The sequence below is a fragment of the Actinomadura chibensis NBRC 106107 genome, from assembly GCF_001552135.1.
Lineage (GTDB): Bacteria > Actinomycetota > Actinomycetes > Streptosporangiales > Streptosporangiaceae > Spirillospora > Spirillospora chibensis.
The window spans coordinates 73,270-88,262 of record NZ_BCQP01000022.1 but is presented as its reverse complement, the minus strand read 5'-3'; the positions used below and the strand labels follow the sequence as shown (position 1 = coordinate 88,262).

The window sequence follows — 14,993 nt, the reverse complement described above, 5'->3', positions numbered from 1 at the left end:
AAATCACCGAGGACGAAAGCCCGTGGGGCGAGATGGACGCGGTCCTGTGCGTCAGCAACCTCTCCCGTTTCCCGCAGCCCGTCGAACTCGACCTCCGCCGTTTCGAGGGGTACTCCCCCGTCGAATGCATGGGCGGCGTCCAGTTCCCGGCGATCGGTGAACTGCCGTATCTGCTGACGCTTCCCGGGCACGGCTTCTACTGGTTCCAGCTCATTCCGCCCGACGACGAACTGGAGCCCGCCCTCGCGGCCTCGGCCGAGGCCCGGTGACCGTGCTGCCCTCGCGCTCCGCGCTCACCCGGGACCTCGCGGAATGGCTGCCGAGGCAGCGGTGGTTCGGCGGCAAGGACGGCCCCATCGACGACCTCGCCATCGGCACCGCCACCCAGCTCCGCGCGGGCGACCCGGCCCTTCACCACCTCGTCCTCGACGTCCACCAAAATGGCGTCACCGACCATTACCAATTGCTTCTCGGCGTCCGGAGCGACCTGCCGGACCGGCTGCGGCACGTCGAGATCGGCGGCCGCTCCGGCCGCCCGGACGTGCGCCTGTACGACGCGGCGCACGACCCCGACCTGACGCGGGTCCTGCTCGCCGCGCTGGCCGCCGGGACGTCGAGCGGCCCGCTGCGCTTCCACCACGCCCCGGGCGCCGCCATCCGGACCGACCTCGCGAGCCTGCCCATCACCGCCGAGCAGAGCAACACCTCGCTGCTGTTCGGCGACGTCTACATCTGCAAGCTGTTCCGGCGGCTCAGCCGGGGCGTCAACCTCGACCTGGAGGTCAACCTCGCGCTGTCCCGCCGCGGGTGCGCGCACGTCCCGGCCGTCCACGGCTGGATCGAGCTGGAGCCGGGCCCGGACGCGCGGGCGGGCGGCCCCGACGCGGGGCCCGTCACCCTCGGCCTGCTCTCGGACTACCTGCACACCGGCGCGAACGGGTGGAGCCTCGCGATCGCGAGCGTCCGCGACTGGTTCGCGCACACGCCCCGGCCCGGCGACGGCGAGTGGGCCGAACTGGACGCGAGCGCCGCCGGCGGCGACTTCGCGGCCGAGGCCGAGCGGCTCGGCGCGGCGACCGCCGAGGTGCACCGGGCGCTCGCGGACGCGTTCGGCGTGACCGTCCTGCCCGCCGCCGAGGTGGGCGCGATGGCGGCGCGGATGAACGCCGAGCTGACCGGCACCTGCCGGGACGTGCCCGGCCTCGCCCCGCACGCCAAGGCGCTGACCGGCGCGTTCCTCGACCTCGCGGCGCGGGCCGAGCCGCTGGCGGTGCAGCGCGTGCACGGCGACTACCACCTCGGCCAGGTGCTGCGCACCGAGGGCGGCTGGACGCTGCTCGACTTCGAGGGCGAGCCCGCGCGCCCGCCCGCCGAGCGCCGCGCCCTCGCCCACCCGCTCCGCGACGTCGCCGGGATGCTCCGCTCCTTCGAGTACGCGGCCCGCTTCCTCATCGCCAAGCCGGGGACGAAACCGCCCGAGCCGGGCGGCCGTCCGGAGACCCGGGCGCACGCCTGGGCGGCGCGGAACCGGGCGGCGTTCTGCCGCGGCTACGCGGCGGCGGGCGGCGCCGACCCGGCGGCGCACGCGGTGCTCATCCGCGCCTTCGAATTCGAGAAGGCCGTGTACGAAGTGCGCTACGAGGCGCGGAACCGGCCCGCGTGGCTGCCCGTTCCGCTGACTTCGCTCGCCCATCTGACCGCTTGATCAAAGACACCAAAGGCCGACCCTAATTCGGCGTCATGATCATGTAAAATCGGCGCGCTCGGAAAAATCCCGGAGCGTTCAACGGGTACCCGAAACCACGGCGGGAGATCACCTGCCGCCGGAAACCCGAACGATCCGGAACGGAGAGCACGCGAATGTCCATCGCACCTCGCAGAAACCGGGCAGGCACCGGAAACGCCGTAGCGGGCACGGTGTCGGAAGTCCATACCGGCCAGGCCCGGGCTGCCGTTCGAAAACGGGGGGCGCTGCGCGCCGCCGTCACCGCGGCGACGACCGGGCTCGTGCTCGGCGTCCCGCTGAGTTCGCACGCGCTGGCGGATCTCAACCCGACCGTGCTGAGGAGCCTGCACCTGGACTCGGCCACGCTGAAGAAGGTCCGGGCCTACGACGCGTACCGGACGCGCGAGGCGGGCCAGCGGCACCGCGCGAAGCGGGCCGTCTCGTTCGCCCGCAAGCAGATCGGCAAGCCGTACCGCTGGGGCGCCGACGGCCCGAACGGCTACGACTGCTCCGGGCTCGCGATGGCCGCGTGGCGCAAGGGCGGCGTCCACCTGCCCCGCGTCACGTACGCGCAGTACCGGGGGGTGAAGCGGAAGGTCGGCCTGAGCGACCTCAAGCCGGGCGACCTCATCTTCTTCCACGGCCGCAGCCATGTCGGAATGTACGTCGGGAACGGACGGTTCCTGCACGCCCCGCACGCGGGCGCCAGGGTCCGGATCGACAAGCTCGGCGGCACCCGCAAAAGGCAGTTCGCGGGCGCGGTACGTCCGGGCGCCCCCGCGTACAGGGAATGGTCGGCGTCGGTGAAGGAACTCGTCCGGAAGATCGACCGGATGAGCGCCCAAGAGGAGGAGGCCGATCAAAAACCGCCAGATAATCAGCGGAGCCCCCACATTCCGCCACCTACCGATACATTGCCGAAATCACCCGATAAGCCATCGAAGCACGCCCCCCATCCAGCCCCCGGACACGCCGTCGCGGCGACGCGCCCCGACGGCCCGCAGGACGAGGCCAAGCCGGAACCGAGGCCCCGGTACAAGGCCGACCCGGGCGCACACGCCTGGGCGAAGTACGTCGGACCGGCGGGCGACCTTTCGGCGCCCGGCCACGTTCCGAACTGACCCGGCCCGCGCGCGCCGCCCGCCGGGCGGGCGGCGCGCCACACGGAGGGCCCGACACCCACGCCGCCGCCATCGACGCCGCGCTCGACCCCGGCGTCGACCTCTTCGACGCCGCCGACATCCACCCGGGGCGTTCGCCCAGTGGTCCCCGTGCCGCGCACGGAAGGCCGTGGCCGGATCGTGCCAGGACGTACCGGATGAGTCGTGTTATCTTGCGACGATAACCGTTTTCATACTCTAGATCGACATGCCCCGTGCACCGCGCGGCGCCGCGCGGCCGGGGCACGCGGTGCCGCGCCGACGCCGGCGGCCGCGCCGTACGCGGACGTCCCGCTGGAGCTCTTGTCGGGCGGCGAGCTCCAGCGGGTCCACGCCGACCCGGGCACGACGAGCCTCCCCCACACCGTTCTCACATGATCTCTTGACGTCCGCGCGGTCCGCGGGGCCGGGCGGGCGCCGCGTCCCCGTTCACCTTCCGGACATGCCGGATCGCTGATCGCCATGACCTTGCGATTCGCTTACCGGGCCATGGGCATCGCGCTGGGACGCGAGGGCATCAACAGGGCCCTTGCGACTTTCGGGGCGATCTGGGAGGGACGCGATGTGGGACTTCGCGGGCCGTGACACCGCAATCGACCTGGGCAGCGCCACCGTCCGCATGCACGTGCGGGACCGCGGCGTCGTGTGCCGCGAGCCGTCCGTGCTCGCCCGCTGCCGCCGCACCGGGCGCATCCTCGCGCTCGGCTCCCCCGCCCGGGACATGGCGGGACGCAATCCCGACGTCACGCTCGTCCGGCCGATCCGGGAGGGCGCCCCCACCGAGACCGACGAGGCCGAGTACCTGATGCGCTACCTCGTCCGCAAGCACCACAGGAGGCACTACACGGCGCGTCCGCGGCTGGTCGTGACGGTGCCGAGCGGGCTGACGTCCGTCCACTACCGGGCGCTCCAGCTCTCGGCCTACCAGGCGGGCGCGCGGCGCCTCACGCTCGTGCCGACGCCGATCGCCGCCGCCATCGGGATGGGGCTGACCTCGTCCGCGCGGCCCGAGGTCGCGGTCGTCGCCGACATCGGGGCGGACGTCACCGACGTCGGGGTGATCTCGTTCGGCGGGCTCGTCACCTCGCACACCGCGCACGTGGGCGGGTCGGCGCTGGACCGGGCGATCGTCGCGATGGTGCGCCGCGAGCACAACGTGACGCTGTCGGTGTCCGCGGCGGAGGCGGCGAAGCTGGAGGTCGGGGCGGTGCCGCCGCTCGGGCGGCGGCCGGTCCGGCAGACCGTGGTGCACGGCCGGGACCTCGCCACGGGGATGCCGCGCGAGATCGTCCTCACCACCGTGGACGTCGGCCGGGCGATCGCCGGGCCGGTCGCGGAGATCGTCGAGGCCGTCCGGGCCGGGCTCGCGGGCTGCTCCCCCGAGATCGCCGGGGACCTGCTCGGCGTCGGCGTCACCCTCACCGGCGGGTCCGCCCGGCTGCCCGGACTGGAGCGGCTGATCCGCGAGCGGACGGGCCTCACCGCGCGGATCGGGGACGACACCGGCGACGCCGCCGTCCTCGGCGCCGGGGAGGTGCTGCGCTCGGCGCGCTCGCAGGAGCCGCCCGCGCGGGAGAGCTCGCCGCGCCCGCAACTGCTGACGACGGTCCCCGAGTTCGAGCACTGACCGGCCGCCGGCGCGGACTAGTATCCGGTCCCATGAGCGACGCACCCGGCCGCGACGGGCCCGGCAGCCCGCGCCTGGAAGAGGTCTCGGACGGGGTGTTCGCCTACGTCCAGCCGGACGGCACCTGGTGGATCAACAACACCGGGTTCCTCGTCGGCTCGCGCGGCGTGACGAGCGTCGACTCCTGCTCCACCGAGCGCAGGACGCGCGCCTACCTCGACGCGATCGGGTCGGTGACGGACCGTCCCGTCCGGACGCTGGTCAACACGCACCACCACGGCGACCACACGTTCGGCAACTACCTGTTCCCCGGCGCGACCGTCGTCGGCCACGAGGCGACGCGCGAGGCCGCGCTCGCCTGGGGCAGGCCGTTCGACGAGCCGTTCTGGACGAAGGTCGACTGGGGCGACGTCGAGCTCGAACCGCCGTTCCTCACCTACACCGAGGGCGTGACCCTCTGGGTGGACGGCCTGCGCTGCGACGTCCGGCACGTCGGGACGCCGGCGCACACCACCAACGACTCGATCGTGTGGATCCCGGAGCGGCGGGTGCTGTTCTGCGGCGACCTGCTGTTCAACGGCGGCACCCCGTTCCTCATGCAGGGGTCGGTCGCGGGCGCGCTCAAGGTGCTGGAGGAGGTCGTGGCGCCGCTGGGCGCGGAGACGATCGTCCCCGGGCACGGCCCGGTCGGCGGCCCCGAGCTGATCGACCGCGTCGTCGAGTACGCGCGGTTCGTGCGGACGACGGCCGCCGCCGCGAAACCGGCCGGGCTGACCCCGCTGGAGGCGGCGCGCGAGGCCGACCTCGGGCCGTTCGCCGAGCTGACCGACGCCGAGCGGCTGGTCGGCAACCTGCACCGCGCCTACGCCGAACTGGACGGCCTCGAACCCGGCGCGCCGATCGACCTGCTCGCGGCGCTCAACGACATGATCGAGTTCAACGGCGGGCGGCCGCTGACCTGCCGCGCGTGATCCCCGCCGGGCCGCGCTTTCCGTAGGATCGGCGGGGTGATCGACGCGAGCGCCTCCCGGACGTGGCGGCGCGGCGACGTCGTCCTCGACCTCTACGACGTGCTCGACGTGATCGCGACCGGCGGGATGGGCCTCGTGTACCGGGTGCGGCACCGCGGCTGGGACGCCGAGCTGGCCATGAAGGTGCCGCGCCCGGAGCTGGTCGGCACCGAGTGGGGCGTCCGCGAGTTCGCGGCCGAGGCGGAGACGTGGGTCGGCCTGGGCCCCCACCCGAACACGGTGGAATGCGCGTACGTGCGCCGGCTCGGGCCGGTGCCCGGCGTGTTCGCCGAGTGGGTGGACGGCGGCAGCCTCGCCGACGCGGTCCGCGCGGGGCGGTTGCGCGAGCCCGACGAGCGGCGCACGGTCGCCCGCTTCCTGGACGTCGCGATCCAGTTCGCGTGGGGGCTGGAGCACGCGCACGGCGCCGGGCTCGTCCACCAGGACGTGAAGCCCGCCAACGTGATGCTCGCCGCCGACGGCACGGTCAAGGTCACCGACTTCGGGCTGGCGAAGGCGCGGATCCGGGCTGGCGAGGGCGGCGAGCCGCGTCCCGACCCCGACCCGCTGGTCAGCTTCGCGGGCCTGACGCCCGCGTACTGCTCGCCCGAGCAGGCGCGGGCGGCGGCGGGCGAGGACGTGGCGCTGACCCGCGCGACGGACGTGTGGTCGTGGGCGCTGAGCGTCCTGTCGATGTTCACCGGCGGCGCGCCGACCGCGTCCGGGGAGACGGCGCGCGAGGCGTTCGAGGACTTCCTGTCCCGGGCGACGCGGGACGAGCTGCCCGTGCCGCCGCCCGGCCTCGTCGACCTGCTGCGGGCCTGCTTCCGGCCGGACCCGGCGGCGCGCCCCGGCGGGATGGGCGAGATCGCCGACGCGCTCGTCACCGTGTACGCGGAGGCGGCCCGCGAGCCGTACCCGCGGGACCGTCCGGCGCGGGCGACGCTGCTCGCGGACGGCCTGTCGAACCAGGCGCTGTCCATGCTCGACCTCGGCCACCCCGAGCGCGCGGAGGAGCTGTGGGAGCGGGCGCTCGCGGCCGACCCGCACAACCCGCACGCCGTCTACAACCGGGGCCTGCACCGCTGGCGGGCGGCCCGGACGACGGACGCGCAGCTCGTCGCGGAGCTGCGGCGCGTCAGGGCGACGCATCCGGACGTGTGGGCCTGCGACCACCTGCTCGGGCTCGTCCTGCTGGAGCGCGGCGACCCGGCCGAGGCGGTGCCGCTGCTGCGGTCCGCCGCCCGGCGCGCGCCGGACGCCCCGGAGCCCGCCGCCGCGCTGGAGCGGGCCGGGCGGATGGACGTCCCGCCCCCGCCGCTCGTCCTCGCGGGCCACGCCAACGCGGTGCGCGCGGTCGCCCTCGCCCCCGGCGGCGCGTTCGCGGTGAGCGGGAGCGCGGACACCGCGTCGCCGCCCGAGCCGGGGACGGAGGGCGGCGCCGTCCGCGTCTGGGACCTCGCCACCGGCCGCTGCCTGCACACTCTCGTCCCCGCGCACTCCGCCGGGCTGGACGGCGGCGTGCGCGCGGTCGCGGCGAGCGAGCGCCATGTCGCCTCGGGCGGCGCCGACCGCGTCATGCTCGTCTGGGACGTCCGCGACGGCCGCCTCCTGCACCGCGCCGACGACCACGCGAGCCGGGTCGACGCGCTGGCCTTCACCCCGGACGGCTCCCTGCTCGTGTCGGCCACCGAGGGCGGCGCCGTCCGGGTCTGGGACGTCGCGACCGGGCGCTGCGTCCGCACCCTCCAGCGGGAGCAGGACCTCCCGTCGCGGATCGGCGGGGCCGTCGCGGTGACGGGCGACGGGCGGCACGTCGTGCGGTGGGAGCCGACGACCATGCGCCTGCGCGCCTGGGACCTGGAGACGGGCGCGCTCGTCCGCTCGACGCCGCTCCCGCGCGCCCGCGTCGCGTTCGGCGCGGACGGGCGCGCCGCGCTCGCCGCGGTCGAGGCGGAGCTGCGCGTGTGGGACGCGGTCGCGGGCCGCGTCCTGCGCACCGCCGAGGTCGCGGCCGCGCGCGACACGCGGTTCGCCGTCAGCGGCGACGGGGCCTGGGCGCTCGCCACCGGACCGGACGGCCCGCAACTCTGGGACCTGCGGGAAGGGCGCTGCGTCCGCACGCTCCCCGGCGAGGGCTCCGTCTCCGGGACGGCCGTCCTCAGCGCGGACGCACGCCTCGCGCTCACCGCGTCCGGCGGGCCCGAGGTCCGGGCGTGGCGGCTCGCGCACGCGGGCCCGCCCTCGCCCTGGAGCCACGCCCGGCCGCGCGCCGCCGCCGACCTGACCCGCGACGCGGGCGCCGTGGACCTCGCCCTCGCGCGGGCGCGCGGGCTCGCCGGCGCCGGGCGGTGGGCGCGGGCGGCGGCCGAACTGCGCGCCGCGCGGAACGTCCCCGGCCACGCCCGCAACCCCGACCTGCTCGACCTGTGGCGGCGGACCGGGCGGCACGGCCGCCGCACCGCGCCCGCCGCCGCGTGGCAGGCGCGGGAGCTGCCGGGCCCGGACGGCATGTCCGTGCGAGGCTGCGACCTCGCGCCCGGCGGCGACCTCCTCGCGGTCACGTTCGGCGGGTGGCCGATCGTGCGGCTCGTGGACGTGGCGTCCGGCGGCGTGCGGCACACGCTGCGGGTCGGCGGCGTGTCCGTCGAGTGCGCCGCGTTCACGCCGGACGGCCGCCGCCTGCTCACCGGGGCCAGCGACGAGAAGGTCCGGGTGTGGGACGTGGAGACGGGCGAATGCGTCCGCGTGCTCGCCGGGCACCGGGCCGAGGTGCGGACGATCGCGGTCAGCCCGGACGGCCTCCTCGCCGCGTCCGGCGACCAGCGCGGCGCCGTCCGGGTGTGGGACCTCCGCAAGGGCAGGTGCAGGCACGTCCTGAAGGGGCACGGCGGGTTCGTCCTGTCGGTGCGGTTCGGGCCCGGCGGGCGGACCCTCCTCGTCGGCGACTTCCAGCGGGTCGCGACCCTGTGGGACCTGGACCGCAAGCGGCGGCACGTGCTGCCCGGCCGCCCGCCCGCCGCGCCGAGCGCGGACGGCCGGAGGGTCGTCACCTGCGGCCACACGGTCGGGACGCTGTGGACGGCCGACGGCGCGACCGGCGAGGCGGACGGCTACGTCCCGGGGCCGTCCGAGGAGCTGTCCGCGATCGAGGTGTCCCGCGACGGCGGGCTCGCCACCACGCTCGGCCCGCGCGGCGCGCTCCGCGTCTGGGACCTGCCGGGCGGGCGCCTGCTGCACGCGCTGTCCGGGTCGTCCGCCTGCCTCGCGCGGTGCGCGGACGACGACCGGTTCGCGCTGACCGGCGAGGACGACGGGACGCTCCGCCTGTGGGACGTCCCGTCCGGCCGCCGCCTGCTCACCGTCGACGCGCACACGGCGCCGGTCGAGCGGGTGCGGCTCAGCGCGGACGCCACCGTCGCCGTGTCGCAGGCGAGGGACGGCACGATGCGCGCCTGGGACATCGACTGGGACTACGAATTCGCGGAAGGCGCCTGAGCGAAGGCGAACGGGAAAGGACGGCGACCATGCTCCTGAAATGCTCCGGCTGGGCGTGCATGCGGCTCATCTCGGTGTCGAAGGCGCGCGGCGGCAATCCCGTCGCGCTGAACGACCCGGAGAACTTCGCGGTCGAGTTCATGATCTGCGAGGACTGCGGCGACTATTTCTGCGACCGCTGCCACGCGCCCGGCTCCCGGTTCCGCGCGCCGCGCTGCGCGTCCTGCGGCGGGCGGCTCGCGCCCGGGAAACGGCTGGAACAGCTCAGCGGACGGCCGCGCCCGCCCGCGGTGGAGCATCTCCGGCGCGGCGTCGAACTCGTCGAATCCGACCGGGCGGAGGACGCGCTGGCCGAACTCGGCGAGGCGGTCCGGCTGCGTCCCGAATACGCGGCGGCGCACTACTGGCGGGGCGGCGCGCTCGTCCGACTCGGCCGGGACGCCGAAGCGCTCGACGCGTTCGACAACGCGCTCCGGCACAATCCGGCGGACGTGGCCGCGCTCTACGAGAAGGCCGGGGCATTGGCGCGAATGGAGCACGTCGACGAGGCGATCGACGCCTACGACCGCACGATCGCGCTCCAGCCCGGCTTCCCGGCCGCGCACCTCAACCGAGCCGTCCTCGTTCTCGACGAGGACCGCGACGCGGAGGCGCTGGCGGCCGCCGAGCACGTCCTCGCCCTCATCGCCGCCGGCCGCACCCGGGGCGGCAGCACCTACGACGCGGCCAGCGCGCACAGCATCAAGGGCGCGGCGCTCGTGAAGCTCGGCCGTTTCGCCGAGGCGCTCCCCGCCATCGACTACGCCATCGACAACGGCCTCGACTCGTGGAACGACTACTACAACAAGGCGTACGCGCTGGAGCGCCTCGGCCGCACCGAGGAGGCGGACCTCGCACGGGGCGTCTCCGATTCACTCCGTGAGTCCTGACCTGCGAAACTGGGGGTGACCTGCTGGTTGGAGGAAGGGGCGGCGTGTGAGGGTCGGGGACGGGACGCTGGCCGTCGGCGCGGGACGGCCCGCGCCGCAGAACCACGCGCCGGGGCTGCCCGGCCCGGTGTTCGCGGCCCACTACCACCTGGCCGGGGAGGCGACCGGCCCCTACACCTACGGCCGCGACGGCAACCCGACCTGGACGCTCCTGGAACGCGCCATCGGCGAGCTCGAAGGCGGCGCCGAGGCCGTGGCGTTCTCGTCCGGGATGGCGGCCGTCGCGAGCGTGCTGCTGTCGCAGGCGCGGGCCGGGGACGTCGTCGTCATGCCCGACGACTGCTACCACACGACGCGGGCGCTGAAGGAGCGGCTGGAGTCGTACGGGGTCACCGTCCGGACGGCGCCCACGGCGGGCGAGGCGCAGGTCCGCCTGCTGGCCGGGGCGCGCCTGGTGTGGCTGGAGACGCCGTCCAACCCGAACCTCGACGTGTGCGACATCGCGCGGATCGCCGAGGCCGCGCACGCCGCGGGCGCGCTCGTGGCCGTCGACAACACCTTCGCGACGCCGCTCGGCCAGCGGCCGCTGAACCTCGGCGCCGACCTCTCCGTCGCGAGCGACACGAAGGCGATGACCGGGCACGGCGACCTGCTTCTCGGCCACGTCGCCACCCGGAATCAGGAATTGGCTGAGCAGATCCGGGTGTGGCGGAAAACCGTGGGCGCCATTCCGGGGCCGATGGAGGCGTGGCTCGCGCACCGGTCGCTCGCGACCCTGGAACTGCGGCTGGAACGGCAGGCCGCGAACGCGCTCGCGCTCGCCGAGGCGCTGCGCGAACGGCCCGGGATCTCCGGACTCCGCTATCCGGGGCTGCCCGGCGACCCGTCGCACGGGACCGCCGTCCGGCAGATGCGGCGGTTCGGCGGCGTCCTGTCGTTCGCGCTGCCGGACGAAACGGCCGCCGAGACGTTCCTCGGGGCGCTGCGCCTCGTCATGCAGGCCACCAGTTTCGGCGGCGTGCACAGTTCCGCGGAACGGCGGGAACGGTGGGGCGGCGACGCCGTCCCACCGGGTTTCGTCCGCTTCTCCGCCGGAATCGAGAACACCGAGGATCTGGTCGCCGACGTCCTGCGCGCCGCCGACGCCGCACTGGGGAAAATGCCGTGATCGGCGGGCGCCCGCGGCGGTAACGTGGCCGCCCATGACCGACGCTCGGGCACTTCTGGAGAACGGCGACATCGCTGGGCTGATCCGGCATCTGCGGTTCAACGCGGAGACGATGGACCTCGGGGAGATCGCCCGGCTCATGGCGGGCGCGGCCGAGCGGCTCGGGTTCGACGACCTGCGCGCGGCGGCCGGGGCGATGGCGGCGCGGCAGGGCCCGCAGGAGCTGTACGACTTCGGCTACGCGTGCATCGAGCGCGGCGTCGCGTTCCTCGCGATCCCGGCGCTGCGCGCGGCGATCGGCCACCTCCCGGACGAGCCCGTCCTGCTGATGGAGCTGGTCGCCGCGCTGGAGCGGGAGAACCGGCACGCCGAGGCCGTCCAGGCGCTGGAGCCCCGGGTGGACGCGCTCGACCCGTGGCCCGCGCGCTACCTGCTGGCCCACAACGCGCTGCTCGCCGGGGACGTCGACCGCGCCGAGCGGGAGGCCGCGCGCGTCCCGCCGCCGGACGACCCCGACTGGGCGCCCGCCCGCGACCGGCTCGCCCGGATGCTCGACCGGGCCCGCGCGGCCCGCGCCGCCGGGCCGCTCGACCGGAAGGATCTGCGCGGCTGGCAGTTCACGCTGGGCGGCGGCGTCCTCCTCACGATCTCCCCGTACGGGTTCGACGACGGCATGACGGGACGGTTCGCCTACACCTCCGACGGCTTCGAGGAGTGCCGGCGGGCGCTGGAGCGGCTGCGGCTCGTCCTGGCGGCGGCGGGACGGCGCCCGGCGTCGGTGGGCCTGCTGCCCGACCGGTCGAGCCGCGTCCTCGGGCTGGCGGCGGCGCGGCTGCTCGGGCTGCCCGCCGAGCCGTTCGACCCGGCCCGCCCGGACGCGCTCGTCGTCGCCTACGACCTCAACGAGGTCGCCGACCTCGACGGGCTGTGGGAGCGCGCCGAGGGGCAGATCCTGTTCGAGCGCGCCACCTGCTGGACCGATCCCCCGGCCGTGACCGCCGACGTCAGCGGCCTGCTGCACCAGGTCGCGAAGTCGCCGTGGGGCGAGCGGCTCCAGGTGTCGCCGGGCGGGGAGCCGGAGACCGTCCCGCCGGACGGGCGGCCCGCCGAGGAGCTGGCGGAGGAGATCGTCCGCGCCGTCCCGGAACCGGACGAGGACGCCGCCGACGGCGCCCCGCCCGACCCCGACGAGGCGCTCGCCGGGTTCGTCCGCGCGGTCGCGGACCGGTGGCTGGCCGGGCCCAGGGACGGGCTCCGCTCCCCCGGCCCGGTCCCGAGCAACCGCTTCGCCTAGCCGTTCCGTCGCATGTCGGCCTCGACGGCGTCGGCGGCCTTGCGCGCGGCGATCAGGACGGGGTCCCAGACGGGCGCGAACGGCGGCGCGTAGCCGAGGTCGAGGCCGGTCATCTCCTCGACCGTCATGCCGTTCCACAGGGCGATGGCGAGGCCGTCGACGCGCTTGGCCGCGTTCTCCTCGCCGACGATCTGCGCGCCGAGCAGCCGCCCGGTCCGGCGCTCGGCGATCAGCTTGGTCGTCAGCACGGTCGCGCCCGGGTGGTATCCGGCGCGGGTCGTCGACTCGACCGCCACGCTCAGCGCGTCGAACCCGGCGGCGGCGGCCTCCCGCTCGTTCAGCCCGGTCCGCGCGACCTCCACCCGGCAGATCTTGGACACGGCGGTGCCGACCACGCCGGGGAACGTCGCGTAGCCGCCGCCGAGGTTGATCCCGGCGACCCGGCCCTGCTTGTTCGCGTGCGTGCCGAGCGCGATCGCGACCGGCCCGCCGGACACGAGGTGCCGCGTCTCCACGCAGTCGCCCGCCGCCCAGACCCGGTCGGAGCGGGTGCGCATCCGCCGGTCGGTGACGATCCCGCCGGTCGGCCCGGTCTCGATCCCGGCCGCCCGCGCCAGCCCGGTGTTCGGGCGCACGCCCAGCCCGAGGACGACCAGGTCGGCGGGCAGCGTCCGGCCCGCCGTGCGGACGGCGGCGACGCTCCCGTCCGCCGCCGTGTCGAACCCCTCGACGCCCTCGCCGAGGTGCAGGTCGACGCCGATGCCGCGGATCGCGTCGGCGATGAGCGCGCCCATGTCGGGGTCGAGGGTGCTCATCGGCTGGTCGGCGGCGTCCACGATGGACACCTCCAGGCCGCGCTTCACCATCGCCTCGGCCATCTCCAGGCCGATGTAGCCGCCGCCCACGACGACCGCGCGGCGCGGGTCGTCCCGTTCGAGGGCGCGCCGGACGGCGACGCCGTCGTCCAGGATCTGCACGCCGTGGACGCCCTTCGCGTCCGCGCCGGGCAGCTTCGGCCGCTTCGGCACCGCGCCGGTCGCGACCATCAGGTCGTCGTAGGGCTCCCAGCGCTCGCCGCCGCCGTCGAGGTCGCGGACGCGGACCCGGCCGCCGTCCAGGTCGATCTCCACGGCCTCCGCGCGGATCCGCAGGTCGATGCCGCGGTCGCGGAACTCGGCCGGGGTGCGGGCGATGAGCTTGTCCAGCTCGTCGACGTCGCCGCCGACGTAGTAGGGGATGCCGCAGGCCGAGTAGGAGGCGTAGTTCCCGCGCTCGACGACGAGGATCTCCAGCTCGTCCGGGCCGCGCCGCCTGCGGGCCTGCGACGCGGCGCTCATCCCCGCCGCGTCGCCCCCGATGACCAGCAGCCGCTCACGTCCCGCCATGCGGTCCCCCCGTCCCCTCTCAGATCCCGTAGACGCGGCGCGCGTTCGCGGACGCGACCATCCCCGCGACGCGCTCGGCGTCCGCGGACGTCCACGCCCCGTCGGCGACCCCGTCGCCCAGGAACGCGGCGAGGCCGCGCCTGAACAGCACCGCGCCCAGGTAGTACAGCTCGGCCAGCCCGAACGCGTCAGACGAGTAAAGCACCTTCCCGAACGGGGCCAGCTCCAGGAGTTCCGCGATGAGCGCGGGCGCGCGGTGGCCGAGGTTGTGGGTGGCGAGGCCCGCGTCGACGTAGACGTTCGGGAGCACCTGGGCCAGGTACCCGGCGTTCCGGTGGAACGGGTAGTTGTGCAGCAGCAGCGCGGGGACGGGGTCCATGGCGCGCAGCAGCCCGGCGAGCAGCAGCGGGTCGCCGCGGCGCAGGTCGGCGTCGGCGTCCCCGTACCCGACGTGGAACTGGACGGGCAGCCCCGCGTCCACCGCGCACCACACGAGGTAGCGGTGCAGGACCTCGTCGCAGACGCGCGGCTCCTTCTGCCGCATGAGCCGTCCGGCCGCCGAGGCGAGCTCTGCGGCGGACGGCCGCGCCCCCTCCAGCTCCAGCCCGGCCCGGTACGCGGCGATCGACTTCGCGCCGACGACGCCCGCGGGCCGCGCGTCGATCCGGGCGCGCACGTCGGCGGCGAACCGCGCGGCGTCCCCGCCGCCCGCCGCGACCTCCTCCGCCACCGCCTCCAGCCGGACGACCTCGTGCGCGGGCGCCCCGGCGAGCCGGCCGAGCTCCACCGGGTCGAGGATCGCCTCGGGGGCGAAGCCGGTGTCCACGCACAGCGCGGCGAGCCCGGCGGCCTCCAGGAGGCGGCGGTTCACCTCCGCCGCGCCGAGCTCGGCGCGGCGGGCCAGGTAGTCGTCCGGCGCGGCGTGCGCGTCCAGGCCGAGGACGGGCGGGCACCAGCGCCGCAGCGCGAAGCCGACCTGCGTTTCGAACAGGCTGACGCCGGGCGGGACGGTGTCCGCCTCCGTCAGCAGCGCCTCGAACTCCGCGCGGCCGACGTCCCGGCCGAGCACGCCGTGGCAGTGGTGGTCGAGCAGCGGCAGCGACTCCAGATACCCGAGCACGGCCCGCCTCCTCCCTGAAACGAGCGGCCGCTCCCTACGATGCCCTTACGGGCCGCGCCCGCGTCCTCACCCACTC

Annotated in this window: 11 protein-coding genes; 9 read left to right on the top strand and 2 right to left on the bottom strand. The window is 75.5% G+C overall.

Annotation, left to right across the window (positions count from 1 at the left end):
* The 9 genes from ACH01S_RS13815 to ACH01S_RS13775 all read left to right on the top strand — a co-directional run.
* Window positions 1-269, top strand: a 269-nt coding sequence (locus tag ACH01S_RS13815; protein ID WP_174564875.1) for an alpha-glucosidase C-terminal domain-containing protein, incomplete at its 5' end; no start/stop codon positions are given.
* Window positions 266-1,705, top strand: a complete 1,440-nt coding sequence (locus ACH01S_RS13810; protein ID WP_246237239.1) for a maltokinase N-terminal cap-like domain-containing protein — start codon at window positions 266-268, stop codon at window positions 1,703-1,705. The genes ACH01S_RS13815 and ACH01S_RS13810, both read left to right, overlap by 4 nt.
* Before the next feature lie 212 nt (window positions 1,706-1,917).
* The gene (locus tag ACH01S_RS45220) at window positions 1,918-2,847 is read left to right on the top strand and encodes a C40 family peptidase (protein WP_246237240.1); all 930 of its coding nucleotides are present in this window, start codon (window positions 1,918-1,920) and stop codon (window positions 2,845-2,847) included.
* 601 nt (window positions 2,848-3,448) lie between these two features.
* A complete protein-coding gene (locus ACH01S_RS13800; RefSeq protein ID WP_067890433.1) occupies window positions 3,449-4,513 on the top strand; it encodes a rod shape-determining protein in 1,065 nt (354 codons plus the stop codon).
* A 32-nt stretch (window positions 4,514-4,545) separates the two neighbouring features.
* Window positions 4,546-5,484: an MBL fold metallo-hydrolase gene (locus ACH01S_RS13795; protein WP_067890430.1), complete on the top strand. Its 939-nt coding sequence runs from the start codon at window positions 4,546-4,548 to the stop codon at window positions 5,482-5,484.
* Between the two features lie 36 nt (window positions 5,485-5,520).
* A complete protein-coding gene (locus ACH01S_RS13790) occupies window positions 5,521-9,021 on the top strand; it encodes a protein kinase domain-containing protein (protein ID WP_067890427.1) in 3,501 nt (1,166 codons plus the stop codon).
* A gap of 29 nt (window positions 9,022-9,050) precedes the next feature.
* Window positions 9,051-9,950: a tetratricopeptide repeat protein gene (locus ACH01S_RS13785; RefSeq protein WP_067890425.1), complete on the top strand. Its 900-nt coding sequence runs from the start codon at window positions 9,051-9,053 to the stop codon at window positions 9,948-9,950.
* 46 nt (window positions 9,951-9,996) lie between these two features.
* The gene (locus tag ACH01S_RS13780) at window positions 9,997-11,118 is read left to right on the top strand and encodes a cystathionine gamma-lyase (protein ID WP_067890422.1); all 1,122 of its coding nucleotides are present in this window, start codon (window positions 9,997-9,999) and stop codon (window positions 11,116-11,118) included.
* Between the two features lie 34 nt (window positions 11,119-11,152).
* A complete protein-coding gene (locus ACH01S_RS13775) occupies window positions 11,153-12,412 on the top strand; it encodes a tetratricopeptide repeat protein (protein ID WP_067890419.1) in 1,260 nt (419 codons plus the stop codon).
* Here ACH01S_RS13775 and ACH01S_RS13770 read toward each other — a convergent pair.
* Together ACH01S_RS13770 and ACH01S_RS13765 are read right to left on the bottom strand one after the other, a co-directional pair.
* Window positions 12,409-13,797 (bottom strand): FAD-dependent oxidoreductase, encoded by a 1,389-nt coding sequence (locus tag ACH01S_RS13770; protein WP_067890416.1) that lies wholly within the window; start codon window positions 13,795-13,797, stop codon window positions 12,409-12,411. The genes ACH01S_RS13775 and ACH01S_RS13770 overlap by 4 nt on opposite strands.
* A gap of 19 nt (window positions 13,798-13,816) precedes the next feature.
* On the bottom strand, window positions 13,817-14,917 hold the full coding sequence (locus tag ACH01S_RS13765; protein ID WP_067890414.1) for an amidohydrolase family protein: 1,101 nt from the start codon (window positions 14,915-14,917) through the stop codon (window positions 13,817-13,819).
* Window positions 14,918-14,993 lie beyond the last annotated feature (76 nt).

Excerpts from the sequence above, each read along its gene's own strand:
- ACH01S_RS13785 (WP_067890425.1), top strand. The coding sequence starts at position 9,051 with ATGCTCCTGAAATGCTCCGGCTGGGCGTGCATGCGGCTCATCTCGGTG.
- ACH01S_RS13775 (WP_067890419.1), top strand. The coding sequence starts at position 11,153 with ATGACCGACGCTCGGGCACTTCTGGAGAACGGCGACATCGCTGGGCTG.
- ACH01S_RS13800 (WP_067890433.1), top strand. The coding sequence starts at position 3,449 with ATGTGGGACTTCGCGGGCCGTGACACCGCAATCGACCTGGGCAGCGCC.
- ACH01S_RS13795 (WP_067890430.1), top strand. The coding sequence starts at position 4,546 with ATGAGCGACGCACCCGGCCGCGACGGGCCCGGCAGCCCGCGCCTGGAA.
- ACH01S_RS13770 (WP_067890416.1), bottom strand. The coding sequence starts at position 13,797 with ATGGCGGGACGTGAGCGGCTGCTGGTCATCGGGGGCGACGCGGCGGGG.